The 24,980-nt window shown below is 39.1% G+C and carries 24 protein-coding genes and 4 tRNA genes; 6 read left to right on the top strand and 22 right to left on the bottom strand.

Translation table 11 applies throughout. The annotated features are described in order from the left end of the window. The first annotated feature begins 83 nt into the window (after positions 1–83). The 6 genes from hrcA to ABFC98_06850 all read left to right on the top strand — a co-directional run bounded on the left by hrcA (position 84) and on the right by ABFC98_06850 (position 6,158). A complete protein-coding gene (gene hrcA, locus ABFC98_06875; protein ID MEN6445752.1) occupies positions 84–1,139 on the top strand; it encodes a heat-inducible transcriptional repressor HrcA in 1,056 nt (351 codons plus the stop codon). After that, positions 1,132–1,683 (top strand): nucleotide exchange factor GrpE, encoded by a 552-nt coding sequence (grpE, locus tag ABFC98_06870; GenBank protein ID MEN6445751.1) that lies wholly within the window; start codon positions 1,132–1,134, stop codon positions 1,681–1,683. Before hrcA ends, grpE begins: the two co-directional genes overlap by 8 nt. 68 nt (positions 1,684–1,751) lie before the next feature. Next, positions 1,752–3,713 carry a molecular chaperone DnaK gene (dnaK, locus tag ABFC98_06865; GenBank protein MEN6445750.1) on the top strand — a complete coding sequence of 654 codons (1,962 nt, stop codon included), beginning with the start codon at positions 1,752–1,754 and terminating at the stop codon, positions 3,711–3,713. 180 nt (positions 3,714–3,893) lie between these two features. Continuing rightward, positions 3,894–5,051 carry a molecular chaperone DnaJ gene (dnaJ, locus tag ABFC98_06860; protein MEN6445749.1) on the top strand — a complete coding sequence of 386 codons (1,158 nt, stop codon included), beginning with the start codon at positions 3,894–3,896 and terminating at the stop codon, positions 5,049–5,051. A 4-nt stretch (positions 5,052–5,055) separates the two neighbouring features. Further along, complete coding sequence (locus ABFC98_06855) at positions 5,056–5,757, top strand: RsmE family RNA methyltransferase (protein ID MEN6445748.1); 702 nt, start codon at positions 5,056–5,058, stop codon at positions 5,755–5,757. Between the two features lie 164 nt (positions 5,758–5,921). Beyond that, positions 5,922–6,158: a DUF4405 domain-containing protein gene (locus ABFC98_06850; GenBank protein MEN6445747.1), complete on the top strand. Its 237-nt coding sequence runs from the start codon at positions 5,922–5,924 to the stop codon at positions 6,156–6,158. Positions 6,159–6,229: 71 nt separating this feature from the next. Here the strand turns inward: ABFC98_06850 and lpxK are convergent, their stop codons facing one another. The 22 genes from lpxK to ABFC98_06740 form a co-directional block, all read right to left on the bottom strand. After that, complete coding sequence (gene lpxK, locus ABFC98_06845; protein ID MEN6445746.1) at positions 6,230–7,282, bottom strand: tetraacyldisaccharide 4'-kinase; 1,053 nt, start codon at positions 7,280–7,282, stop codon at positions 6,230–6,232. Continuing rightward, positions 7,283–7,654, bottom strand: a complete 372-nt coding sequence (locus ABFC98_06840) for a response regulator (GenBank protein ID MEN6445745.1) — start codon at positions 7,652–7,654, stop codon at positions 7,283–7,285. 2 nt (positions 7,655–7,656) lie between these two features. After that, the gene (locus ABFC98_06835; GenBank protein ID MEN6445744.1) at positions 7,657–8,538 is read right to left on the bottom strand and encodes a phosphoribosylaminoimidazolesuccinocarboxamide synthase; all 882 of its coding nucleotides are present in this window, start codon (positions 8,536–8,538) and stop codon (positions 7,657–7,659) included. Continuing rightward, positions 8,539–9,486 carry a hypothetical protein gene (locus ABFC98_06830; GenBank protein ID MEN6445743.1) on the bottom strand — a complete coding sequence of 316 codons (948 nt, stop codon included), beginning with the start codon at positions 9,484–9,486 and terminating at the stop codon, positions 8,539–8,541. A 376-nt stretch (positions 9,487–9,862) separates the two neighbouring features. Next, entirely contained in the window at positions 9,863–10,663 is an 801-nt protein-coding gene (locus ABFC98_06825) for an ABC transporter permease (GenBank protein ID MEN6445742.1), read from the bottom strand. Continuing rightward, positions 10,660–11,565, bottom strand: coding sequence for an ABC transporter permease (locus ABFC98_06820; GenBank protein ID MEN6445741.1), 906 nt, complete (start codon positions 11,563–11,565; stop codon positions 10,660–10,662). Before ABFC98_06820 ends, ABFC98_06825 begins: the two co-directional genes overlap by 4 nt. Beyond that, entirely contained in the window at positions 11,562–12,749 is a 1,188-nt protein-coding gene (locus ABFC98_06815) for an ABC transporter ATP-binding protein (GenBank protein ID MEN6445740.1), read from the bottom strand. Before ABFC98_06815 ends, ABFC98_06820 begins: the two co-directional genes overlap by 4 nt. 237 nt (positions 12,750–12,986) lie before the next feature. Beyond that, on the bottom strand, positions 12,987–15,002 hold the full coding sequence (locus ABFC98_06810; GenBank protein MEN6445739.1) for an agmatine deiminase family protein: 2,016 nt from the start codon (positions 15,000–15,002) through the stop codon (positions 12,987–12,989). Between the two features lie 148 nt (positions 15,003–15,150). Further along, the gene (locus ABFC98_06805) at positions 15,151–15,843 is read right to left on the bottom strand and encodes a hypothetical protein (protein ID MEN6445738.1); all 693 of its coding nucleotides are present in this window, start codon (positions 15,841–15,843) and stop codon (positions 15,151–15,153) included. 58 nt (positions 15,844–15,901) lie between these two features. Further along, on the bottom strand, positions 15,902–16,570 hold the full coding sequence (locus ABFC98_06800) for an HAD family phosphatase (GenBank protein ID MEN6445737.1): 669 nt from the start codon (positions 16,568–16,570) through the stop codon (positions 15,902–15,904). Between the two features lie 40 nt (positions 16,571–16,610). Then, positions 16,611–16,686, bottom strand: a tRNA-Gly gene (locus ABFC98_06795). Between the two features lie 3 nt (positions 16,687–16,689). Next, positions 16,690–16,777: transfer RNA gene (locus tag ABFC98_06790), tRNA-Leu, on the bottom strand. Positions 16,778–16,789: 12 nt separating this feature from the next. Next, positions 16,790–16,863 (bottom strand) — tRNA-Cys (locus tag ABFC98_06785). Between the two features lie 11 nt (positions 16,864–16,874). Next, a tRNA-Gly gene (locus ABFC98_06780) sits at positions 16,875–16,950 on the bottom strand. 50 nt (positions 16,951–17,000) lie between these two features. Continuing rightward, complete coding sequence (gene amrA / locus ABFC98_06775; protein ID MEN6445736.1) at positions 17,001–17,546, bottom strand: AmmeMemoRadiSam system protein A; 546 nt, start codon at positions 17,544–17,546, stop codon at positions 17,001–17,003. A gap of 17 nt (positions 17,547–17,563) precedes the next feature. Continuing rightward, on the bottom strand, positions 17,564–18,382 hold the full coding sequence (amrB, locus tag ABFC98_06770) for an AmmeMemoRadiSam system protein B (protein MEN6445735.1): 819 nt from the start codon (positions 18,380–18,382) through the stop codon (positions 17,564–17,566). Beyond that, positions 18,379–19,251, bottom strand: coding sequence for a ChaN family lipoprotein (locus ABFC98_06765; protein MEN6445734.1), 873 nt, complete (start codon positions 19,249–19,251; stop codon positions 18,379–18,381). Before ABFC98_06765 ends, amrB begins: the two co-directional genes overlap by 4 nt. A 22-nt stretch (positions 19,252–19,273) precedes the next feature. Beyond that, a complete protein-coding gene (locus tag ABFC98_06760; GenBank protein ID MEN6445733.1) occupies positions 19,274–19,864 on the bottom strand; it encodes a YigZ family protein in 591 nt (196 codons plus the stop codon). 53 nt (positions 19,865–19,917) lie between these two features. Further along, positions 19,918–21,207 (bottom strand): Y-family DNA polymerase, encoded by a 1,290-nt coding sequence (locus ABFC98_06755; GenBank protein ID MEN6445732.1) that lies wholly within the window; start codon positions 21,205–21,207, stop codon positions 19,918–19,920. A gap of 533 nt (positions 21,208–21,740) precedes the next feature. Then, positions 21,741–22,925, bottom strand: a complete 1,185-nt coding sequence (gene ftsZ, locus ABFC98_06750; GenBank protein MEN6445731.1) for a cell division protein FtsZ — start codon at positions 22,923–22,925, stop codon at positions 21,741–21,743. Between the two features lie 11 nt (positions 22,926–22,936). After that, positions 22,937–24,208, bottom strand: coding sequence for a cell division protein FtsA (gene ftsA, locus ABFC98_06745; protein MEN6445730.1), 1,272 nt, complete (start codon positions 24,206–24,208; stop codon positions 22,937–22,939). Continuing rightward, positions 24,209–24,973, bottom strand: a complete 765-nt coding sequence (locus tag ABFC98_06740; protein MEN6445729.1) for an FtsQ-type POTRA domain-containing protein — start codon at positions 24,971–24,973, stop codon at positions 24,209–24,211. Between the last annotated feature and the right edge of the window lie 7 nt (positions 24,974–24,980).

Genomic DNA, 24,980 nt, shown 5'->3' with positions numbered 1-24,980 from the left:
TGACAATTTTCCAAAGTTGATTAAATTGTCTTTAGATTAGCAGTTCATACTATGGACTGCTAAGAATATATATGGTGGAGACGATGAAAAAGAATCAACTACGCTTAAACGAGACCCTTAAAGCGCTGGTAGATGAATACATAATCAGTTGCGAACCAGTGTCTTCCAGGATACTGAACGAAAAGTATCTCGGTGATGTATCATCGGCTACTTTGCGTTTGGACTTGCTGAAACTGGAAGAAATGAATCTGATTTCCCAACCGCATACTTCTGCAGGCAGGATCCCTACTATAAAGGGCTACAGAGAATACCTGAAACTGATAGAACCGGAAATTGCCAAGACGAGATATGACGGAATGGATATATTGAGAGAGCTTTTGGTTCGGAACTATAAAGATACACCCAAGGCATTGCATTATATAATGCAAAATTTGGCAAAAGAAACAGATCAGCTGTCTTTTGTTGCCGAGCCGGAGGTCTCCAGTGGTTATTTGGCAAAATTGGATGTATTTTCTATAGGTGAGAATAAGTTGATTTTCGTGATGAGCTTGGATTCTGGGTTGGATAAAACCGTTATTTTAAAATGTCAGAATGAAATAACGGAAGCACAACTGAAGAAACTGGTGCGTTATTTGAATGATGAATTGGTTGGCTTGCAAATTTATGACATTGCCAATCGGGTATTGTTAGAGATGCAAGAAAATGCGGATAACGGATTGATTAGCTGGTTTTTAACAGAATTGCACAAAGCATTTATGGAAATAAGTGATTTCTTTATTCAATACGATGGAAGCATTAACTTTCTGGAGCAGAAAGAATTTGATTTAAAAGAGAATATTCTGAAGTTTATGGGGTTATTACAAAGCCAGGATTTTCTGCTGAATACGATGCGTAAATATCAAGGTGATAAAGAAACGAATGTAGTATTGGGTGAGGATTTTGCCATTAACAATTGGTTGGATTTTGCCCTAATATACTCTAAATATGAGGTTTTTGGCATACCCGGTTTTTTGGGAGTGCTGGCACCCATCAGAACAGAATATCGTAAACTGATCCCTCTTATCAGGGATGTAGCCAAAACGATAACAAATACAACAAGGCGCGGAATGATCGTGCCTCAGGAGAATAGGAATGAATAAAAAGACGCTACAAGAACAGGAAACGGACGCAGAAAAAATAGTAAAAGAAGAAACAGAGAAAACCGATAAAACTACTGAACTGGAAAAAGAAGTAGCAGAGTGGAAAGATAAATATCTGCGTTGTATGGCAGAATTTGAGAATTTCCGGAAACGGACAATTTCTGAAAAGGCGGATTGGATACGCTTAGCAACCCAGAAATTCGCTTCGGAGATCTGCGATGTCCTGGATAATTTTGAACGAGCTATTTTGCAAGGAACTAATGAAGAAAAATCCACTCCTTTCGGAAAAGGAGTGTTGATGATTGAACAGCAGCTTAGGAAAGCCCTGGAAAAAGAAGGCGTGAAGAAAATTGAAGCTTTGGGAGAACCTTTTAATCCGGAATTTCATGAGGCATTAGCCCATATTCCAAGTGAGCAGGAAGAAAATACCGTCGCCGCTATTATCCAGAATGGATATACAATGCACGATAAAGTGTTGCGTCCCGTTCGTGTGGCTGTTTCCAAAGGTTCAAAAATAAACAGTGAATCTCAAGATGAAGAATAAATTTTGTTGCTATTGCTTTTCAAAGCTTTGCAGCGAACAAAAATAAATAATGAATCCCAGGAGGAAAAATGGGAAAAATAATAGGAATTGATCTCGGAACAACTAATTCCTGTGTTGCCGTTGTCGAAGGCGGCAAACCGGTAGTTATAACTAATGCGGAAGGAAGCAGAACAACTCCTTCGGTAGTTGGTTTTACAAAGGATGGTCAACGCTTGGTAGGCCAATTGGCAAAACGCCAGGCAATAACCAATCCCCAAAATACTGTCTTCTCCATAAAACGATTTATGGGAAGAGGTTACGACGAAGTAACGGAAGAAATCAAGCAGGTGCCTTTTAAGGTTATCCGTGGCGTTAAAAATCAGGCAGCGGTTCATATTGATATGGAAAACAAAGATTTTACGCCGCAAGAAATCTCCGCTATGATTCTTACTAAAATGAAAGAAACTGCTGAAACATACCTTGGGCAGAAAGTTACAGAAGCGGTAATCACTGTTCCTGCCTATTTCAATGATGCTCAGCGTCAGGCAACTAAAGATGCCGGACGCATTGCTGGATTGGATGTAAAAAGAATAATCAATGAGCCAACTGCAGCTGCGCTTGCTTACGGTATGGAAAACAAGAAGGAACAAAAAGTAGCCGTTTATGACTTAGGTGGCGGAACTTTTGATATCAGCATTCTGGATATTTCGGATGGTGTCGTGGAAGTTATGTCCACCAATGGCGACACTCACTTAGGCGGTGATGATATTGATAAACGGATTATCGATTGGATTCTGGAACAATTTAAAAAGCAGGAAGGGATGGATTTGTCCAGAGACCCAATGGCAATGCAAAGATTGCGCGAAGCAGCTGAAAAAGCTAAAATCGAACTCTCCGGGACATTGACCACCAATATCAATCTGCCTTTTATTACGGCTGATGCAACAGGTCCTAAGCACATCAATCTTGATTTAAGTAGGGCAGAATTTAATCGTTTAACTGCTGATTTAATTGAGAGATCTTTAGGCCCCTGTAAAAGAGCGATAGAAGATGCCAAAATTTCGCTGAACGATATAAAAGAAGTTCTTTTGGTTGGTGGCAGTACTCGTATTCCTGCCGTTCAAGAAGCAGTGGAAAAGTTCTTTGGTAAAGTGCCCAATCGCAGTTTGAATCCAGATGAAGTAGTTGCCATTGGGGCTTCCATTCAAGGTGCAATCCTTTCTGGTGACAAAGATGTGAACGATGTTCTTCTTTTGGATGTTACTCCGCTTTCTTTGGGTATCGAAACTTTAGGGGGAGTGATGACCAAGTTGATTGAACGCAATACAACCATTCCAACTAAGAAGAGCCAAATATTTTCAACAGCGGCTGATAATCAAACGGCAGTCACCATCCATGTTTTACAGGGTGAAAGACCGATGGCTGCTGATAATAAATCCTTAGGGCGTTTTGACTTAGTTGGCATTCCATCTGCCCCCAGAGGAATTCCTCAAATTGAAGTAACCTTTGATATTGATGCCAATGGTATCTTACATGTATCCGCTCAAGACAAAGGAACCGGCAAAGAACAATCCATAAAGATTGACCGCGCGGGAAGCATTAGCAAGGAAGATATAGATAGAATGATCAGAGATGCGGAACTGCATTCGGATGAAGATAAAAAACGCCAAGAATTCGTAGCTGCCAAAAATGAACTGGATTCCTTGATCTTTAGCACAGAAAAGAGCTTAAGTGAATATGGCGATAAACTCTCTGGTAGTGAAAGAAGTGAACTGGAAGAAGAAATCAAAAATGCTAAGGATAGAATGGAAAAAGCCACTGACGCAACAGAATTGAACAGCATAAAAGAAAACCTTGCCAAAAAAGCACAACATTTGGGTGAAGTAATCTATGCCCATATGCAACAACAGCAAAGTGCTGGTGGCGAAGGAGCTAATTCTGATACAAGTGGTTTTGATCAGGAGAATTTTACTCAGCAAGGTCCTCAAGAAGATACCCCTAAGCAAGAAGGACCCATAGATGCGGATTTTGAGGTTGTTGACGATAAATAAATAGAACCAGGATTGGACGGATTTTGCGGATGGACACAGGTATAAGTCCGCTTAAATCCGTCTAATCCAGATAAATTTAAGTAGCGAGTTCAGCTCTGTTGAACAAGGGAAAAAGAAAAATATTGAACTAATAAAGTATCATTGAATTATATCTGTGAAATCGATGAGAGGAAAAAATAGATGGCAAAAAGAGATTATTACGAAATTCTGGGTGTGGAAAAGAATGCTGACGAAGCAACCATAAAAAAGGCATATCGTAAATTGGCAATGCAATATCATCCTGATAAAAATCCGGATAACAAAGAGGCAGAAGAGAAATTTAAAGAAGCAAGTGAAGCGTATGAAGTGCTGTCGGATAAGGATAAGAGGCAAATTTACGATCAATATGGTCATTCTGGATTGGAAAATCAATTTGGAGGAACCGGCTTCTCATGGGATGAATTTATGCATCGTAGTGACCTGAATGATATTTTCGGAGACGGATTTGGCAGCATTTTTGAAACACTCTTTGGAGGTGGTTTTGGAGGACGAACTCAGCGCAGTTCTGGCAGCCCTAATAGAGGAGAAGACCTGCAAATAGAATTATCTTTATCTTTGCAAGATATTGCAAAGGGAGCTGAGAAAACCATCAAAATCGGCATTAAAGAACCTTGTGAAAAATGCGGTGGAACTGGAAGTGCAGAGGGTCAAACTGAAGTTTGTCCCAATTGTAAAGGAACCGGGCAAGTTCGTCAAATTCGACAGTCACTTTTCGGACGGATGCAGACAATTTCCGAATGCCCATCCTGTCAGGGTGAAGGCAGAATCATAAAAAACAAATGCACCAAATGTTATGGGGAAGGACGCATTGGTAGCGTTAAAGAAATAAAGGTTAAAATACCTTCTGGGGTATCGGAAGGGCAATATATCCGTTTAAGAGGTCAGGGAAATGTTGGTCCCCGGGGTGGCAGTAGGGGAGATATCCTGGTTTTAATTCATGAAAAACAGGATGATCTTTTTGAAAGAGAAGGGAATAACATTATTTTAACTTATCCGATAACGATTTCCCAAGCAGTTTTGGGGGATGAAATCATTGTTCCTACTTTAAGCGGTTCTGTAAAAATGAAAATACCTGCTGGAACTCAAAGCGGAAGTTCTTTCCGTTTAAAAGGGCAGGGGATTCAAAGCCACAATAGTTATACTCGCGGCGATCAAATCGTAAGAATTATTGTTGTTACGCCTACCAAAATTTCCCGGGACGAAGCTGATGTCTATGCCAAGTTAAAAGAATTCGACAAAAAAAGAGACCTAAAACCGGGGAAAAGTTTTCTTTCCAAATTGAAGAGTTACTTTAGCTAAAATTATGCCATCCATCTATATTCCGAATTTAAGCGGAGAGCACAAGTTCATAACCATCGAAGGTGATGAATTTCATCACCTGATTAAGGTGCGAAGAACGACCTTGGGAGAAACAGTCAAACTGAATAGCGGTTCAGGATTAATTGCAGAAGGAAAACTAACAAAGATTCTTAAAAACTCCGCTGACATTGAAATACTCAAGATGGATAAATTCCCTTTCCCAGAAAGACCTTTTGCCATTGCCTTCGCCCCTCTGAAAAACAGGAATGATGCATTATTGATTGAAAAGTGTTCAGAATTGGGAGTTACTACCTTTTATCCTTTATTAACCGATTATAGCGTTAGAATGCCTTCGCAAAATTCTGTTAACCGTTTTAAGCAAATTGCCTTAGCGGCAATTAAACAGTGTGATAATCCTTGGCTACCTTCAATTAATAGTCCTCTTTCCTTGCAAGACGGTTTTTTTAGGATAATCGCAGAAACCTGGACACCTGTATTATGTTCGGAACAAAGACCTCTAAACAGAATATCCGATTTGACCAGGAATATTAAACCCTGTTTTATAATAGGTCCGGAAGGCGGATTTAGTGAGGCAGAATTTTCTTTTTTCAATCAGCAGCATATTATCTCAGTTTCTTTATCCAATCAGATACTTAGGGCGGAAACAGCAGCCATAGCAGCAGCAGCTCAATTTCAACTATTTTAAAATCCCAGTAAGGCAGTGGGGAAGACCCGATCAGCAGTTTCTTCTTTACACAAGAGACAAATGCTAATGTTGTTCCATTTTCTCGCTATGTTCCAAGCCGATCCTGTAAAGATAATTTGCCTAAAAGGGAATTTCGATTATTATATCAGAAAAAGGAGCGTGAAATGAATAATAAAAAGCTAAAAATATTGAATCCGATTATGTTTATCGTGATCTTTACTGCTTTTGCAGCAATGCTTACCTACAAAATTTCAGGTTTTTTTAATTATGATGCCTATGGCTTCAAAGAACTGCATGAAATATGCGGCTTTATCTTTGTTATTTTGGCTATTTTTCATATTACCTATAATTGGCAATGGATTAAAAGTCAGATCTTTGGCATAAAGCCCAAGAAAAAATAGGGTAGCTGAAAAGCCCCATTTCTTTACGAGAAAAAAAGCGGAGCTTCAGCGAGCTCCGATTACAATATCTACTATCTCACAAAATGTAGCACCTGGTTAAGAAATTCCTTTTCCTGTGCAAAGCTATATTCCAGTTTTAATGCAAGCAAGCGATTTTGCAAGGAGTCATATTTAGCCAGTTTCATAATATCTTTTTGGGTGCAGATAATATAATCCGGGTTCAGTTCCAGGATGTTTTTCGTTAGGGATGGCTGTTTAAAATCACAGTGATCATTAAAGGCATAGTGCTTTACATAAGATAGTCCCAAAGAATTGATGGATTCTGCAAAGGAAGCTGGATTGGCAATTCCGGAAACAAGCACAATGCGTTTCTCTTTAACATAATCGAGCGGATAAACATTTCCGGTAATATCCAAAAAACATTTTGGCGTATTAGAACTATGGTAAATTGGTATTCTCAACCGGTTAAGTTTTTGCAACCAAAGGGATTCTGTCTGTGCTTTATTTTTGCGGTTAATTACGATTAAACTATTTTGAGGGATATTGGAAAGGGGCTCTCTTAAATACCCCGCGGGAATCACAAAACCATTACCTATGCCCAAAGTATCGTCAAAACTGATAATATTCAGGTCTCTATAAATATAGTGATGTTGAAGAGCATCGTCCAAAATAATCACATCCAAATAAGGATATTGGTCTAAAAGCAATTTAACGGCAGATTCTCTTTTTTTGCCTACCACCACCGGAACATTTTGTAGGGAGGAAGCAATCAAATATGCTTCGTCACCTGTTTCCTGAACATCATATAGCAAGCTAAAATCAGGGTTAATGATATGGGGGTTATTTTCAAAAGCACTTTTATAACCGCGGTGTGAGATACCAACTTTTAATCCACTATTTATCAACAAGTTAGCCAGCGCAATCGTAAGGGGTGTTTTACCTGAACCACCACTAATGATATTACCAATGCTGATAATCTTGCATTGTGGATGATAACCTCTTTTCTGATAATAAGTTCGGCATATTTTCTGCCCAAAACCATAAAGAATGCCTGCCGGATAAAGTGCATAAGAGAGAAAAGAGCGTTTTAGGAGATGATTTTGGATTATTTTATTGGCATCCATTCATTTTAAGTGGGATTCAATTAGTTCCACCAGTTTTTCCGTTTCAAAGGGCTTATAGAGAACATCTTTCAAACCGTCAACTTTGGCGCGCACCAAAACATGATTGGGGTCGTATCCAAAGCCGGTCATCATAATCACTGGAATATTTGCATCGTAGTCCTTAATTCTCCAAAATAGTTCATAGCCATCCATATCGGGCATAGCAATATCTGTAACTACTATATCCACAGTCCCTTTCACGATTTCTTGAATTGCCTGCATTCCTTCGTTGAAAGTGATAATATTCCACTCGGGTTTTAAATGTTCCAGTTCAATTTTTAGGTTTTCTACCAGTTCTTCTTCGTCATCAACGATGCAGATTACTTTTTTCATTGTTACAATTCTTTACCTGTTATTATTTTTAAGATAGTTAAATATTTTTGTCGAGTTTTTTCTATCACTTCTTCCGGAAGGATAGGAGCGGGGGGTTGTTTATCCCAACCGCTGTTTTCCAGATAATCACGCACATATTGTTTATCGAAACTTTCGGGACTTTTGCCAATTTCGTAGGCATCAAAATCCCATAAACGGGATGAATCAGGGGTGAATATTTCGTCAATTAAAAGCACTTGAGAGCCGATTGTGCCATATTCAAATTTGGTATCTGCCAAAATAATTCCTTTTTGCATTAGTAAATCGTGTGCAAAAGAATATAATTCCAGCGATTTATCTTTAATATGAACGGCGAGCGTCTCATCCATCCGGCTCATAAATTCGCGGTAACTGATATTTTCATCGTGTCCGTCTTCCACTTTAGTACTTGGTGTAAAGAGAGGATGATTAAATTTTTGGCTTTCTTGCATTTCTTCGGCAATAAGCATTCCGCCGATGGTTCGGGTTTTTTTATATTCTTTCCAGGCGGACCCACTTATATAGCCACGCACGATACATTCAAAGGGAATGACGCGAGTTTTTTTCACTAGCATACTGCGACCCGCTAAGTATTCACTAAACTTTTGCAGCTCAATAGGATATTTAGAAACATCGTCAGTAATGAAATGGTTGGGGATAATGTCGGAAGTGGACTTAAAAAAATGCACTGATATGGCGTTTAGTATCTTTCCTTTATCCGGAATAGGATTCGGAAAAACAACATCAAAAGCGGAAAGACGGTCGGTACTAACGATTAACAGATTCTCTCCTAAGTCATATATATCGCGCACTTTGCCTTGGTTACTTCGTTTAACTATGGCTAATTTGCTAATCTCTTTGTGCATTTATGCTCCTTTGTCCTTTCTCAAGAAATCGTAGATAATTTTACTTTCATCCACGCTATCCAAATTTAAAGCCAGTGTCTCGTTAATTCTGAACTCTGTATTGTCAACAGGAAAATTATATGATTTTCCTTCCATACGACAAAATGTAATCTTACCTTGTTGTATTTTAAGCTCTTCACTATCGTATTCCAAATGTTTTGCCGCAATCAGAAATTGCAGCCATTTACGGTATTTATTGAGGAGATCAATTTCCTCATCAAGCAGGGACGCTTTTTCAAATTCCAGCTCATTAAAATAGTTATTTCGTTCTTGCTGAATCAGTTCCAATATTCCGTTCTCGGGAACCAGAAATATCTCTTTAAAAAGGGATTCCAATTTATCTAAGTTATATTCAGTATTTTTTTCGGTGTTACCTTCCAAAGCCATGCACCACCCTTGGCATAAATTTATTTCCTTTTTTTCGCAGGGAAATTCACCTGTTTCACACGCAGGCAATTTTAGCATACGAGCAAAAATATCCAGCACATCAATCAGGAAAAAACGGCTGCGAAAAGGACCTAAATATAACCAATCTTCATTCGTATTATCCTGAATCGTAATAAAAGGATAGCGATGTGAATCTAATGCCAAGTAAACATATTCAGCCCAAGGTCTAATCTGATATTGGTAGAGAGGAAGGTTTTTCGCTAAATGACATTTGTAGTGTATCAGGGCAGAAATCGCTTCCGGATAGGATATCCACTGCAATGTTTTTGCCGCATTCCACATCTCTTGATGAATTCCACCCTCTTTTGCCTTGTTGCTAAAGAAATCTATTTTTGCTTTCAAGTTGGCAGAATAACCGGCATAGAGTTCTTCTTTCTCACTACTTAGGAGGAAAAACACCCATCCTTTAGGCAGTGTATCAAACTGATTTTTGGCATTTTTATTAATAATAATCTCATTCATACTGCCAAAAATGTTTACCTTAGGTTTATGTCAAACGAAATCCCTCACCAACCTTCCGATGGAATGTTATGGTGTTCAAAACTCAATCCCTCCTTACTTGCTTCCCGTATCCAGGCCGAAACTATGCCGAAACCAACCCGTATCAAAACACGGGATGGTTATGGCAAAGTATTGAGCAGCATAAGATTAGCCAGTAAGAGCAAATAGCTTTTGTAATAGCGGGAAAGTAAGCATAAATGATAATGGTAATAAATGAGTTACCGAATTTAAGCTTGGGCAAAAGCCATAGCAAATTGGCTGGGCGAATTCTGTGCGTAAGCAATAATCTGCCTCAGCTTTTTCTTAAATTGCATTGATTAGCTGAGAGAGAGGTGTATCAGAGGGAGGAAATTACAATTTTGCGAATGCGTTTAGTTGCTACCACCAGCAGCAAAGTTAAGCCAATCATAATGGTGGACAAGGAATTGATGGTGGTGATGGTTCCTCTTCGGATGGCTCCTTCCACATAAATTGGCAAGGTGTCGAAGCCCCTTCCGGAAGTGAAAAAGGTGATAATGAAATCATCTATGGAAAGGGTAAAAGCCAAAAGTCCCGCAGCGATTATCCCGGGCATAATCAGCGGCATTTTTATTTTCCAAAAAATTGTGCCAGGTTTCGCTCCCAAATCCATCGCCGCCTCCACCAGTGAATAATCAAAACCGTCCAGTCGACTGCGGATAACGATTACCGTGTAAGAAATGCAAAAAGTGATGTGCGCTATTAAAACAGTGAACAATCCTGTGTTTACTTTGGTAAAATTAAACAGTAAAGCAAGCGAAACACCCATTAAAATATCCGGAATAACGAGAGGAATGTAGATTAAAGCTGAAACAAATTTACTTCCGCTGAATTTTTTATTTTCCATTCCCATAGCGGTCAGAACTCCAAAAATTGTGGAAATGAGAGTGGATAAACAGGCAATCAGCATCGTATTGCGAAATGCTTCCAAGATGGTTTTATTTTGGAACAAAAGGACATAATATTGCAATGTAAACCCTTTCCAACCGGTGATAATTTTGGCGTCATTGAAGCTGAAAATGATTAAAATTAAGATGGGAATATACAGAAATACCATCACCAGAGTGAAAACGGTTAAATTCATTCCCTTAAAGAACTGTCCGGCAGAAAAACGCTTCACTGATGCCTCCGAGCTTTGTTTCTATTGTAAAAGGCATAAATAACGATTAAAAACAGAGCGACGATAAAAAGTAAAGTAAGTGATAGTGCGGAAGCCATAGGCCAGTTACGGGGTATATTTTTCACTTTGTAAGTGATGACCTGTCCTAAATAGAGCGATTTTTGATTTCCCACCAATTGAGGTATCAAATATGAACCCAAGGCAGGAATAAAAACAAGCAATCCACCCGCAAAGATACCCTCTTTTACCAAAGGCAAAGTAATGTGGAAAAAGGATTTAACTTCATTTGCTCCTAAATCCATCGCGGCATTTAAAAGCGTCCAATCCATCTTTTCCAACACGCTATATAAAGGCAAAATCATATAAGGCAAATATACATATACCATCACTAAAATAACGGCAAGATCGGTTCTCATAATTTCCAGCGGGTTATTTATCAAACCCAAATCCAAAAGAAGATTGTTCAATACCCCATTATAGGCAAGAAAAATACGCCAGGAGAATATGCGAATGATCAAGTTTGTCCAGAATGGTATGATGATAAAAATCAGCAAAGTGTTTTTAACTTTATCTTTTGCTCTTGCAATATAATAGGCAACTGGAAAACCCAACAATAAACTTAAAAAAGTGGTTAACAAAGCCAGCCGAAAAGACAAATAAAAAGTATGTAGATAAGCAGGCGTCCAACTCTGCCGATATGCTTCCAAAGTAAATTCAAACTTCACATCATAAATATCGGCGGTTAGAAAACTATATATGATTACAATTAAGTAGGGAACCAGAAAAAAGAAAATCAGCCAGAGCAAAGCAGGAGCGGTCAATACCCAAGAAGTGAGATTTTTACGGCGTTCAGAAGCTACTTGGAGTGCATAATTTGGGTTGAGAGAAGGTTTATTTTTCATTCTATTGAAGGGCGTTTTATTGAACGCTGAAAATGATTGACCCCACCTTCCGAAAGTTCGTCGGGGGATAATACATTTTCAGGAATTTGGTTTATCAACCAAGTATCGGTATCATGCCAAAAAAGCCAGACCGGTTCTTCCCAATCCAGTGCCTTATCGTCAAAATAAACTCGTTTGTGTTGACTGAATACTCTTATTTTCAGATCTCCCACCCTTACGATATATTGTGTGTGGGAACCCAAATAAAGAATATCTTCAATCACTCCGCGCAGAATATTTATATCTTCCTGATAGCGTGGTTTATTACGGGAAATGGCTATTTTTTCGGGACGCAAAGACACGGTTAATTCTTGCCCAATGGTGGGCTGAAAATGAAAAGTGCTGTCTATTTCAAAACTATTGCCTGTGCCATCCGGACATCTGATTTGCACATAATCATCTTCAATGCCGATTACTTCTCCGGTGATCAAATTGGTGGCTCCGATGAAGTATGCAGAAAAAACGCTTTCAGGTCTCTCATAGATATCATCCGGAGGGCCTGCTTGAATGATGTTTCCATGATTCATAACCGCCACGCGGTCTGAAATGCTCATTGCTTCACTCTGATCATGCGTTACATAAATAAAAGTAATGCCCACGGCATCGTGAATGTTCATCAATTCAATGAGCATATGTTGACGCAGTTTCAGGTCTAAAGCAGCCAACGGTTCATCCAAAAGTAAAACTTTGGGTTGGTTAATTAATGCACGAGCTATGGCTATGCGTTGTTTTTGTCCACCTGATATCTGGTCGGGAAATTTATTTGCTTGATCCTCCATTTTTACCAGAGAAAGCATTTCTTTCACCCGACTGTTTATTTCATTTTTGGGATATTTTTTGATGCGCAAACCGAAAGCGACATTATCGAATACCGTCATATGCGGGAAAAGAGAATAATTCTGGAATATTGTATTTACCTGTCTTTTGTAAGGAGGCAGATTCGTAATGTCCATATTATCAATAATAACCCTGCCTGCACTGGGAATTTCAAAACCGGCAATCATCCTTAAGAGCGTAGTTTTTCCACAACCACTGGGACCTAAGAAAGAGAATAATTCTCCGCTCTGAATTGTTAATGATACATTTTCCACGGCAACAAAGCCGTCAAAATCCTTGCTCAAATTCTCCAGACGGATATCTTCCAATTTTGTTCATCTCTCCTTTTTAAGCAAAATACATAGTTGATAAAGGGAAAACAGAGCCCTCATTTATTGCTCTTGACAAAAAAATACAGTGGGGAATGCCGGGCGGCATCCCCACTGCTCGGAGGGCATTCTATGTAGGGTCTGTAGGCTAAGATCAATCAACATAAAACTCATAATTTTGTCAATAACTAAATCTACTTTTCTGAATTTTTTTTGTAGAATTGGATACACATAACACTATTTTACTACTATCAGCTTGCTTTTACGGCTGATTGAGTTCTGTAAAATTTCAATTAAATAAAGTCCATTGGCAGCCAAATTTCCTTGGCTGTCTTTTCCGTTCCAGCAAAATTCCTGAAGTCCATTTGCTTTGGTTGATCCATTTTGGGCGAAAATTATTTCGCCTTTCAGATTATAAATTTTAACGGAATAGGGAGCGGACTTTTCTGTATAATACTGCATTTTGAGCATATCTTTACCTGCCCGAAACGGATTGGGATACACACATAACAAAGCCGCTGAGGGAGATGGTGTTTGCACTTCGTCCGTAATGGAAACTGGACGGATAGGGATTTCATACCATAAATCCTGTGCCGGAAGATAACCTATATTAGAAGGATTTGCCTCATCGGATACGGCAAAATTGTAATAGAAATAACTGTCTCCCGCTACAAATTCAGGATAATACTGGAAGATATAGGTGCTATCGGATAAAGGGTTCATTGGGAAAGTGGAAACAACGGAATTATCTATTTTATAGCTGAAAAGCACCTGATTGATGCCACTTTCGTCATTTGCAGATAACACGAAACTAATGGGTTCGTTCTGATTTCCAATCGTAGTAATGGGTGTATGTGCTAATGTAGGAGGATTATTATCTGGTTCAATAACAAAAAGATGAGGGTCTAAAGCCGCAAAAACTGGATGGTCTGAATTTCTTCCCGATTGATCTGCGGCGTGAATGAAGTAGCGAATCGTATCCCCCAAAGCATATCCATTTAAAGAAGTTGAATAATTATTGCGCGTAAGAGGTTGCAAATAACTTCTTTGCCAGCTGCCTGAATTTACTTTGTAACAAACAAAAAGTGAATCAGTATATAATGGCTGACCGCTATGAGCCGTTATTTCTACATTAAAAACAATTTCTGTTCCCGCAGAAATTATATTGTGCCAAGGTGTATGAACAATCTGCAGCATATTTTTATCGGGAACTTCATGCGTTCTACAATGTAAAGCATCTGTAGATTCCCAAGGAGCTGAACTTGTTTGAGATATACCAATAACTTCATATCCTGGCATTGCTGTTCGATATGCCTGTAAGGCAGAATTATCGTTGCTGTTACCCACAATTGGGACAAAGACCTTTTTATTTAAAATTAAGGAATTAGTGTAGGGCTCATCGTTGGGAGTATAAACCCGGTAAACTCGATAGGGATAGCCCCAAGCACAATTATGAGTGGCAAAATAGTTGGCTGCCGTTTCTATGGCATTATATTGAGAATGACTAACTGGCACGCTTCGAATCAATATTTTATCTGGAGCCAGAAACTTTGCCCAGCAGTCAATGTGCTCGATATAAGTATTATTTGGGTCGGCTACAACTAAGTAGTTAGTAATGCCTAAATATTGATTCATTTTAGTGTTTACATTGGTTTGATTGTTACTGTTTTCGGAATAGACCAAATTGGTTTGGGCGGCAGTATTAATTCCGTCACACATATAATTGCCACCTGTTTGTTGTAAATTCATTCCGTAGTAGGTAAAATTTAGCTGAGTGGCAAATACTTGCGGAATTAAATTATCATTGGGACGCGGACGATTATAAGCAAAATCCACTACTCCATATTGGCCATTTCCGTCAAAAATGAACCAGGGACCGTAATCCCTTGTCCAGTAAGAATCGGTATTTGCATTTAAAAAACTAACATTATCCATATTTACGCCGGCATTGGTAAAAGCGCTGATGGCGGAATTTTGTTGCGAACTACTTACGATGCAAATTACATCTGCCGTATTTGCCAGTTGAGCTACCAGCGAAACAGGTATGCCTAAAGGATAACGAATTAAAACATTGGAAGCAGGTTCAAATTCAGCCACGGGACGAACTGGTGCGACCGGTGGATTTGTTTCCGTAAAACGCGTTCCCTCAAACAAACTGTTTTCCTGAGCGGAATTGGTAGCAAAGGCATAAGTTCCGGTAAGGGAAAGCGCTATGCCTAATAATATGATACCCAATATGCTTTGTTTTTGCATAGAGTTAAGCTCCTGTTTATCTTAAATATGCAGTTTATAATATACAATTTTCGTGCCGGAATTCGCTTTATTTTTACCCTATCAGGGAATTGCTTATATCTAATTTCCTGATCGCTCTTTTATATATATTCTAAGCGAAATATCCTCTTTAGCAAATTCCTTTTGCTATTAGCAATTCCCATGGCTTGCTAAGATTGTAAGCCATTATTTCTCTCTTTTTGCCACATAAATTATCAGGCACGATAGATTCGTATTTATTTAAGACCAAATAAGTGTTAAAAGGCAGCCGTAGAATCTCTGATGCCCGGTTAATTATTTTTATGCCGTTTTCCACAAGCTCGGCAGTGGTTTCTTCCATCAAATTCGTGTTGCAGATAATTTCCGTTATTTTAAGACGAGAGCTGGCTTCCAGACCTTCTTTCATCGTAACTATTTCTTCGGGAGTGGCAGTAAAAGGTCTCATTGTATTCACGATATAAAGCATTTTATAGCCCCGGTTTTTGATGAGTTCTTCAAAACGACCCAATGTTCTACAGCCAGCTGGGTCTCCGCCAACATCCAAAATAACCGTTTTTGCTTTATTTTGGATTGCCCCTTTTACGCGGGGAGAAATCATTGGCAGATCACTGTGCTTAAATTCTCCTTCCGGAGCGATTACATCAATTCCTTCCACATCAAAATCGTCTTTTATTTCCCTTGATCTAAAATAGGGATTTACTACATCCAAATCGGCTAAAACTACATCCAATCCTTGTGCCTTAAAACTGCGTGCCAAATGAATGGAATATTCACTTTTCCCGCTTCCATAAGCACCTATTATTATATATAACTCAGGCATCATACATAAGCTCCCTGAAAGATAATTATTACTTGCATTTGTATTTGTGCAGACAGTTGATTTATTCCAAGATGCGAAAAAACTCTTCTGAAAGTATTTTCAAATCAGGGAAAAAACCATCTGCGACCATTTTCATAGAGGAATGTTGATCGCGACTATCTTCATCATAAACGGCAAAAACAGTCATTCCTGCTGCTTTTCCTGCCTGCACACCCGTTAAAGTGTCTTCAATTACTAAACAGTGTTGTGGCTCTTCACATAAGTGTTTTGCCGCCTTCAAATAAATATCGGGGTAGGGCTTGCCCATTAGATCAATATCTCCGGTTATGGCACATTGAAAATAATGCCATACGGCATTGCGCATTAGCACTTTTTTTGCCAATTCCAAAGAGTTACTGGTTCCCAATCCGATTTTTATTCCTTTTTCTTTTAAAGCGATAAGCAATTCCGTGGCTCCGGGTTTAAGCTTTATATTGTTTTCATAATGATTACAAACCATCTTAGTCCATTCTTGCATAATACTTTCGGGACTATCGGGCAGACCGAATCTGGTCTTAAAATATTGGGCTGTTTGAATAAAGCTGTTCCCGGAAGGGAGGTTTTCAAACAGGTCAGTTGGAACTTCCAGACCCCGGCAATGCAAAAATTCCTTATCCACATTACGCCAGATTTGCATAGAATCAATTAAAGTTCCATCCATATCAAAGATTACAGCTGTAAAATTGTTCATCTACGGAAACATCCTTATTTTAGCAGGTGGAATATATATCTGGAGCGGGAAACGGGGTTCGAACCCGCGACCTCAACCTTGGCAAGGTTGCGCTCTACCAACTGAGCTATTCCCGCTTTTGGTACCAGAGGCCGGACTTGAACCGGCACGAGCTTAGGGCTCGAGGGATTTTAAGTCCCTTGTGTCTACCAATTCCACCACTCCGGCACACAAAAAAGCTGGAGGCGACACCCGGATTTGAACCGGGGATAAAGGTTTTGCAGACCTCTGCCTTACCACTTGGCTATGTCGCCAAAAATATATCTGGAGCGGGAAACGGGATTCGAACCCGCGACATCAACCTTGGCAAGGTTGCGCTCTACCATCTGAGCTATTCCCGCAAAAGAAACAAACTTGCACACCAAAAAATTAGCCGTGGCTTATCTGTCAATCAAAATGTATCCATTTCACTAAAGACATCCGCAGTAAAACGAAAGACAGTAGTGTATGGTTCCAAATAGGCATTGGGATGTAAACCAGCTTTTCTACAGACCTCTCTTAAAAAGGTCTCCGGTTTCCAGTTATATTCGACCGCCACTTGAGGCAGTAATATTCCGCTGCCAAAAGGGTTTTGGATATAAAGTCCATCGCGACCTATTTCTGGTTGCTCATTTTTCAGTAAGGGGATTAGCTCGCCCAAAACAGAAATCTCAATAGTTACTTTTTCCAGTTCCCTTTCCGTTAAGGGAGGAAAACGCGGATCTTGAAAAGCGGCTGCCACTGCCATTTCACTGATACTTTCCGCAATGGATTTATACCCTTTTATATAACCAATGCAGCCGCGCAGTTCATTATTTATATGCAAACTGACAAAAACACCGCGTTTAGGTTGGAAAGCGGGATCATCAGGTAAAGTAACTTTCTGTCCTGTAAAATGAGCTTTTATAGTGTTTCTTGCCAGGGATAGCAGTTCTTTTTTTTGTTCAGGGGTAAACATCTTTCCCTCCTGTTTCGTTAAATATACATTTTGGCGGAGAGATAACCAACAACTTGCGTGTCGTTTCCGGAAATTATTCCCGAATGAGTATATTGAATTACTCTCATTTTAGCATTTGAGCATAGTTTTCCATAATATAACATAGTGAGTATTCCGCCAATTCCACATGCCTCACTATTGCCATTTATAGTATCTTGCCATAACTGCTCAGGTTCAAGAGAGGTAACATCATTCACCAAAATACCGTCCATTTGTTCGGCTGTTTTGGCACGATGATAATGTGATAAATCAGAAGAGCAGAGAACCACAATTCTTTTCGTAGAGCTATAAATTGTTTCATATAGCAATTCCGCAAGGCGATTAGAGACGGCAGGAATCTGGTTACCGAACATAATAGGCAATATTTTTGCCTGGGGGAAAAAGTAGTTTACCAGAGGCAGCTGAATTTCCATAGAATGCTCTTCTTGGTGTAAAATCAGCGGAATATTTTGATCTGCACTGGGAGCAATTTTATTATATAGCTCAGTGTCTAAAGCCATCATTCCCAGAGGAGTCAAATATTCTTGATAAGGAGAAACGCTAAAATCAAAATAGTTGGATTGATGGCTGGGATGCAGAATTATGAAAGAATCAATATTTTCGTGGGAAATACTGAACATTCCCAGCGTAGCACATTCACCTGAATACATATAACCGGCATGCGGAAGAATCAATCCCAAACTGCGTTCAGAGGCAATAGGGGGGGTAGCATTACCAATCCAGTTCTCAATTTGGCGTCTTAGTTGTTTTTCAAAACGCGGATAAAAAGTTCCGGCATGCATAGGATTGCGGATCACTGTTCACCTCCTTGTTGGGGAATTAGAATGATAAAAGTTCCAGCTTTCTTTTCTGCATCGGTTAAAGTTCCATTTTTCCAGTCCTCACGGCTGGAAGGACTTATAACCGCTATTTGTTTTTTAGGGAGCATTGTTTGCACTCGGCTGACGGTTCCTAAAAAGTTTCTACTGTGAAAATCGCCGTTAAAGTGAATTATACGAGCTTTGGGCTTCATTTCCAAAGCATTGACAATACTTTCTGCCATTGTGTCATCTTTCAGACATTGCGATTTATATTGCCATTCCGGATCGCCCTTCATCATTGGGGATTGCATATCTTCCATAGTAGCCAGAAATGCTTTTTTATAATCATCATCGGGGTTGGTTATTTTAGCGGGTAACCATTTTTTATCTTCCTCAGAGAGAGCGTCCATAAAATCATCACCCATTCTTGCCATTTTTCCGGCAATAGGGCGCGGAATATTTGCTGCGATAACGCTTAATTTCTTCGCTTTGGCATATTCAATTATCGGACGATAATCGGTTAAATAGTTATTCCAAGGGCGACTTTTCTGCAAGAATTCTTCTTCACTAAGCCAACCTTCCACATAAGCATCCAAATCACTTTGAACATCGCGTTCAAACATTTCCATAGATATTATCAGTTCTTTTTTGGTTTCCAATAAAGGCAAAAGTTCTTTTTCGAGGTAATGGAGAGTTTCGTTATCGTGATATTCCCCAAAAAAGATGATATCATATTTTTGCAATTTTTTTGCCAGTTCCGGTAGGTTAAGCATTTCACCGGTTTTCACTTCCACAATGCAGTAGTCATTTGCATAGAGCATCATTACACTCATCAGAATCACTATAATTAATATCAGGTATTTCATTATCCCCTCTCTAAAGTTTATATTAATAATTTAAGCGATATTTGCCCGAAAGGCAATTTATATTTTCCATAAAGGTCTGTTCTTGTTCTGCGGGCATTGATGCAACAAAGCTAACTTCTTCTGTCCAGATAACTTGACTGATTTCACCCGCCAGAGTTTCCACAATATGTTTCAGGGTCTCAAAAGTAGGATAATCACAGGTGAGGGATAAATATACTAACTGTTTTGCCTCAATCAATTTGCTTTGCATGATGGTTTGTTCCACGGATTCACCATAGGCATCAATCAGACCTTTCACTCCCAATTTTATGCCTCCAAAATAACGGGTTACGATCGCCAAAATATTTGTTAAATTATTACGCAAAAGTGCATTCAGAATAGGTTTTCCGGCTGTTCCGGAGGGCTCTCCCGCATCGGAATAATAAGTTATATCTTTGTTCAAACCATAAATGTAAGCATAGCAGTGATGATTGGCAGTGGCATAAAGTCGGCAATGTTCATTTAATAGGTCTTTTACATTTTCCGCATGGGGAAGAGGATACAATGTACAAACGAAACGAGACCGCTTTATTTTTATTTCGCTTTGCGTTTTATTTTCTATCGTCCAAAGCATCAAATAATCCTTTTCCTTTACTTCCGCATTTTGAGCTAATGCACTTCCACACTTTATTTCACTTTTGGAAGGTCATTCCAATTTGTAGTATAGTGTGGAGAAAGTTTTGCGCGGCGCATCTTCCAGTCCTTTTTAATACCGTTGCTGGCATAAAAAAGGGTGTCCTGACCATAAGTTTGGTTCAATTTATCAACTGTTTCCATCAGTTTTTTGCGTTTATCATCCAGATAATTCACTTCCATAAAGCTTAAGGGGACATCTTCTTCCGAAACGATATCCGCCAGCATCACGCCGGCTTTTTTAAATTCAAAACCGGGCAAGAAAAGTTCTTCCAGTATGACTAACTCTTTTTCTATCAGGTCTGGAGTGTAAGCAGTAGGGGGGAAGAGGGTTGTGGACAATGAATTATTGTATTGCGGACCTTCTTTAAAGCGGTTTGTGGAAAGAAAAACCATCAGCAGACCTGCCACACAATTTTGTTTACGCAATTTTTCCGCAGCCCTGGTAACATATTCAGAAACAGCTTCTTGTAATTCTGAAAGTTCTGACACCTGTTTACCAAAAGAACGAGAAGTAACGATACTTTTTTTGGAAATGGGCGCATCATCCAGATCAATACAAGCATAGCCACGCAATTCCAAAACCGTTTTTAAGCCCGTAGAGGTTAAATAATGGTCGATAAATTTATCATCTGCATCACGCAATTGCAGAGCTGTCTCAATTTTATTCTGGCGTAAAAATTTGTCATATTGGCGTCCAATTCCCCAGACCTCTGAAACGGGTGTCTTTGCCAATGCCTTGCCAATGCGTTCATCAATTAGTAAACAGAGCGAACCTTTATAAGCAGAATAGTGTTTAACAAAATGATTTGCCACTTTTGCCAAGGTTTTGGTTTTGGAAATTCCCACCGAGACAGGTATGCCCGTCCATTGAAAGACCGTTTTTTTTATCTTTTTGCCAAAGTTCTCCAGGTCTCTATTGTTAAATCCATTAAGCCCCAAAAATGCTTCATCAATACTGTAAATTTCTATGTCTGGAGAGAACATAGCCAGCACTTCCATCACGCGTGAACTCATATCAGCATAAAGAGCATAATTGGAAGAAAGCAATGTCCCCCCGTTTTTATTGATGAGCGCCTCATATTTAAAACCGGGTGCTCCCATAGGAATTTTTAGGTCTTTGATTTCTTGCGAGCGAGAAACGATGCAACCATCATTATTTGATAAAATAGCTACTGGTTTGTTATTTAGTTTAGGATTGAACACCCGTTCACAGGATACATAAAAATTGTTGCAATCCACCAGAGCAACTATGTTATCATCTTTTAAGCCAGTAGTATTCATCGCTCATCTATCTCTTTATTCATAATTTTCCTTATTGTCACTTTATTTCCGATTGCCTTTAATTGTCAAGAATTGTTGTTCTAAGCCAAATGGGAGAGAGCCGAATAAAGAAAGGGGGAGAACATTTTTAGCATTTAGAACAAGGGCAGCGCCATCCTCACCAAATACACGCATAACTCTTTTGCTTTTGTGTAGATAGGGTGTATTTAAGCTTTCGAATACTTGCAATATGGTAACTGCTTGGAACATAGTCCATTATCTAACGACTAAGTAACACATCTCTTACACTGCTCTTATTCCGTTAGAGAAGTGTTAGAGAATTGTTACTTTATCATAAGTGACTAAAGTGAGTGCCTTACTGAGTATATTGTTGCTGGTTGTTATGCGGATAATTAAATGCTATTGTCCTGTTCTTTTCTCTATTTTCGTTACACAAAAAAAACCGTCAGCGGGGGTTGCTGACGGTTTGTGAGCTTTTGGACTTTGTTTCACATAAACAAGGAGGAGTTTATGATGAATAAGATAGGAAAAAACTAATCAAGCGCTCGCAGAAAAGAAGGGACATCTGTTTTGAAAGGAGGCATTTTTGTCGGTTCATTCACGGAGGGTTTTGTCTCTTCCGTAGCAGCGGGTTTATTAATATTTAGACGGTTAAAAATATCTATAATATCAGCATCTGGCTCATTTGGCTTATTGAATTTATCTTTAATCGTTTCTTCCGTAGCCGGTAAACCGGGGAAGTCAATGAGATGTTCTCTGCCTTCTTTATCCAAACCAGTGGCGATGATGGTGACTCTAATTTTTCCAGCCATACTATCGTCCAGAATGATTCCCATTATAATATTAGCCGCTTTGCCAGTTTCACTGACGATAACATTGGAGACCTCATCAAATTCGCTCATCAAGATATCATAACCTGCAGTGATATTAAGTAGCAGAGATTGACATCCCTGTAAACTGATGTGGGAAAGAAGAGGATTATCAATGGCTGCTCGCGCGGAATTGATGGCTCGATTTTCACCTTCGGCAATACCACTTCCGATAAGGGCATAGCCCATATTTTGCATAATTGATTTTACATCGGCAAAATCCACATTGATTAAACCCGTAACATTAATGATGTCACTTACGGCTTTGGCTGCCTCAAATAAAACCTCATCAGCTTTGTGAAATGCGTCCACTAAAGTAAATCCTGAATATATTTCACAAAGTTTGGAATTGGGAATTACCAGCAAAGTATCTACAAATTCGCGTAAATGTTTAATTCCCGATACGGCATTTTCGGCTCTTCTTGTGCCTTCAAAAGGGAATGGAGAAGTAACTATCCCAAAGGTTAATATTCCCATTTCACGGGCAATTTTGGCAATAATCGGGGCAGCTCCAGTTCCTGTTCCGCCACCCATACCGGCAGTTATAAAAACCATATCGGCTCCGTCCAAATGACTTTTGATATCGTCTTTGGATTCTTCTGCACTTCTTGCCCCAGTTTCAGGAGTAGCTCCTGTTCCTAATCCCCGGGTTAATTTTTTCCCCAGTTGAAGTTTCATATTAGCTTTACTTTTGGCAAGATCGCGGCTATCTGTATTGGCGGCAATAAATTCCACTCCGAAAAGATTGTTGTCAATCATTGTATTCAGGGCATTGCCACCTGCTCCTCCCACACCGATGATTTTGATGTTGGTTCCTATTTGGCTTGGCTTTTCGTCAAATTCTATCATTTTTCCCCCTTTTAGGTGAAGTCCTTGAGTATTTTCTTTATTTTATCCATAAATTTAGTATTTTTGAGGTTTGGCAAAGTAAAACTCTTATTCACGGGTTCATTGTTTTTGCCTAAGGCATAGTATAAAATTCCGGTGGCGGTTGCAAAAGCTGGATCTTCCAAACGACTGATCATTCCATTCAATCTGGAAAGATCTGGAGTAGCTATTTTAACATTCAGGTTAAAAGATTCGGAAAGAACAACATCCAGATTTTTCATTTTAGCTGTTCCGCCACAAAGAATAATGCCAGCCGTAACCAGCTCGGGAGTATAAAATTCTTTTGCTTTGGTATAACAGAGAGAGAGTATTTCTTCTACCCTATGTTGAATAACATTGCTAACCAAGAATCTGGTTTTGCGGCTGGGAGATCTTCCGCTAATACCTTCCACTTCAATATCTTCAGCTTGATCAACACTGCTTGCCAAAGCATTTCCATATTCCACTTTAATATATTCTGCGTTTCCTAAAGTAGTTTTAAGCCCGATGGCAAGGTCTTCTGTTATATTTTTTCCTGCCATGGGAATCACCAATATTTTTTCCAAAGAGCCACGATTGTATATTGCTAAATCACAAGTTCCGCCTCCGATATCAAGCACTAATGAACCCAGCCGTCGTTCATCTTCAGATAGGACGGCTTCAGAAATGGCGATATGATTCAAAACGAAATTCTCTGGATTGATGGTATAGCCAGCAAGTTCAATACATTTGCTTAAATTTCGCATAGGGGTAAGTTCGGCAAGAATGGTATAGACCCTGGCAATTAAATGAAAACCGTTCATATTAACTGGATTATGTATATCATCTTGATTATCTATCACAAAGTTATGTGGAATGCCATGTAAGATTCTAAAACGCTCCAGTCCTTTTTGAATTTTAACGCTATTTTTAGCATCATTGATTACCTGTTCTATATGCTCTTCAGTAATTTCTCCTGGTTCATTGGGAATTTCAGAGGGGATGGAAATGCGTCCGTCTCCAATTTGCGTTCTAATATGTTCACCTGTTATATTGCAATAAATATTAGCAGCAGATGTGTTTGCCGCATTTTCCGCAGTGGAAATTGCTTTTGCCACACAGCCGGAAAGAGCCTGAATATCTTTAACGATACCACATTCTATGCCTTCGGAAGGATATTCTCCAATGCCTAAAATTTCCAATCTTTTTTCTGCAGCTTCTTTGGCAATGATACAACGAACATTGGAAGAGCCAATATCCAAAGCGGTGATTATAGATTGTTTCATTTACTTACCTGCCTTAACTACAACCTGGTTTTTATAGCGTAGATCAACTACGCTGTGTTTGTTTATATTTCCGTTATCTTGAACAAACTTGTAACGGGCTAATTGCTTTGCCATATCTTCCTGAGAAGGTATGATACGAGTGCCTGTCTTGGCGTCAATAATGTTAATGGTATTATCTATCAAATAATATTCCGAAATTTGCGGTAAAAAATCAGGAGCTTCTTTGGTTATGCGTTTGTGTAATTGTAACACTCTTTGAAGCCCAGCATTTTTTAACCTCATACCCGGTCGGACTTGATTATTGCTTATGTAAGTGCTGTAAATGGGCAAATCTTCTCTATTGATAGGTGAATATTCTATTAAAATTTTACCTTCTGTATCCACCGGATGAAGTTCTCCCTCGATGGTTTTTAAATAGATGGCAGCTTTACATTCAGTAACTTCCAGCTTGATTGTATCGGGTAAATGTTTATGAACTTTAACATTTTTAATGCGAGAGAGCGTTTTAACTTTGGATTTTAGCTCGGAAGAAGGAACAGCTAACAGATTCATACCCAGAAAAGGTTGAGCTATTGTATAAAATAATGTATCTGGGATAACTTCATTGCCTGTTACGCGAACTTTCTGGAAAGTAAAAAGCTCTATGTGAGTAAGCCCAAACCACAGACCTGTACCCAAAATAGCCACACCCGCTAAGGCAAAGAAAAAGAACAGGTAATAACGGCTATTACCGCGTCGTTTACGAGTCCCTTTGTTTAGTTCCATAAGCTTA

This window comes from Candidatus Cloacimonas sp. (assembly GCA_039680785.1).
In the GTDB taxonomy this organism is placed as follows: domain Bacteria; phylum Cloacimonadota; class Cloacimonadia; order Cloacimonadales; family Cloacimonadaceae; genus Cloacimonas.
This window is presented reverse-complemented; position numbering and strand designations above follow the sequence as displayed.

Coding starts and splice junctions, on each gene's coding strand:
- hrcA (MEN6445752.1), top strand. CDS start 84: ATGAAAAAGAATCAACTACGCTTAAACGAGACCCTTAAAGCGCTGGTA.
- grpE (MEN6445751.1), top strand. CDS start 1,132: ATGAATAAAAAGACGCTACAAGAACAGGAAACGGACGCAGAAAAAATA.
- dnaK (MEN6445750.1), top strand. CDS start 1,752: ATGGGAAAAATAATAGGAATTGATCTCGGAACAACTAATTCCTGTGTT.
- dnaJ (MEN6445749.1), top strand. CDS start 3,894: ATGGCAAAAAGAGATTATTACGAAATTCTGGGTGTGGAAAAGAATGCT.
- ABFC98_06855 (MEN6445748.1), top strand. CDS start 5,056: ATGCCATCCATCTATATTCCGAATTTAAGCGGAGAGCACAAGTTCATA.
- ABFC98_06850 (MEN6445747.1), top strand. CDS start 5,922: ATGAATAATAAAAAGCTAAAAATATTGAATCCGATTATGTTTATCGTG.
- lpxK (MEN6445746.1), bottom strand. CDS start 7,282: ATGGATGCCAATAAAATAATCCAAAATCATCTCCTAAAACGCTCTTTT.
- ABFC98_06840 (MEN6445745.1), bottom strand. CDS start 7,654: ATGAAAAAAGTAATCTGCATCGTTGATGACGAAGAAGAACTGGTAGAA.
- ABFC98_06835 (MEN6445744.1), bottom strand. CDS start 8,538: ATGCACAAAGAGATTAGCAAATTAGCCATAGTTAAACGAAGTAACCAA.
- ABFC98_06830 (MEN6445743.1), bottom strand. CDS start 9,486: ATGAATGAGATTATTATTAATAAAAATGCCAAAAATCAGTTTGATACA.
- ABFC98_06820 (MEN6445741.1), bottom strand. CDS start 11,565: ATGAAAAATAAACCTTCTCTCAACCCAAATTATGCACTCCAAGTAGCT.
- ABFC98_06810 (MEN6445739.1), bottom strand. CDS start 15,002: ATGCAAAAACAAAGCATATTGGGTATCATATTATTAGGCATAGCGCTT.
- ABFC98_06805 (MEN6445738.1), bottom strand. CDS start 15,843: ATGATGCCTGAGTTATATATAATAATAGGTGCTTATGGAAGCGGGAAA.
- ABFC98_06800 (MEN6445737.1), bottom strand. CDS start 16,570: ATGAACAATTTTACAGCTGTAATCTTTGATATGGATGGAACTTTAATT.
- amrA (MEN6445736.1), bottom strand. CDS start 17,546: ATGTTTACCCCTGAACAAAAAAAAGAACTGCTATCCCTGGCAAGAAAC.
- ABFC98_06765 (MEN6445734.1), bottom strand. CDS start 19,251: ATGAAATACCTGATATTAATTATAGTGATTCTGATGAGTGTAATGATG.
- ABFC98_06760 (MEN6445733.1), bottom strand. CDS start 19,864: ATGCTTTGGACGATAGAAAATAAAACGCAAAGCGAAATAAAAATAAAG.
- ABFC98_06755 (MEN6445732.1), bottom strand. CDS start 21,207: ATGAATACTACTGGCTTAAAAGATGATAACATAGTTGCTCTGGTGGAT.
- ftsZ (MEN6445731.1), bottom strand. CDS start 22,925: ATGATAGAATTTGACGAAAAGCCAAGCCAAATAGGAACCAACATCAAA.
- ftsA (MEN6445730.1), bottom strand. CDS start 24,208: ATGAAACAATCTATAATCACCGCTTTGGATATTGGCTCTTCCAATGTT.
- ABFC98_06740 (MEN6445729.1), bottom strand. CDS start 24,973: ATGGAACTAAACAAAGGGACTCGTAAACGACGCGGTAATAGCCGTTAT.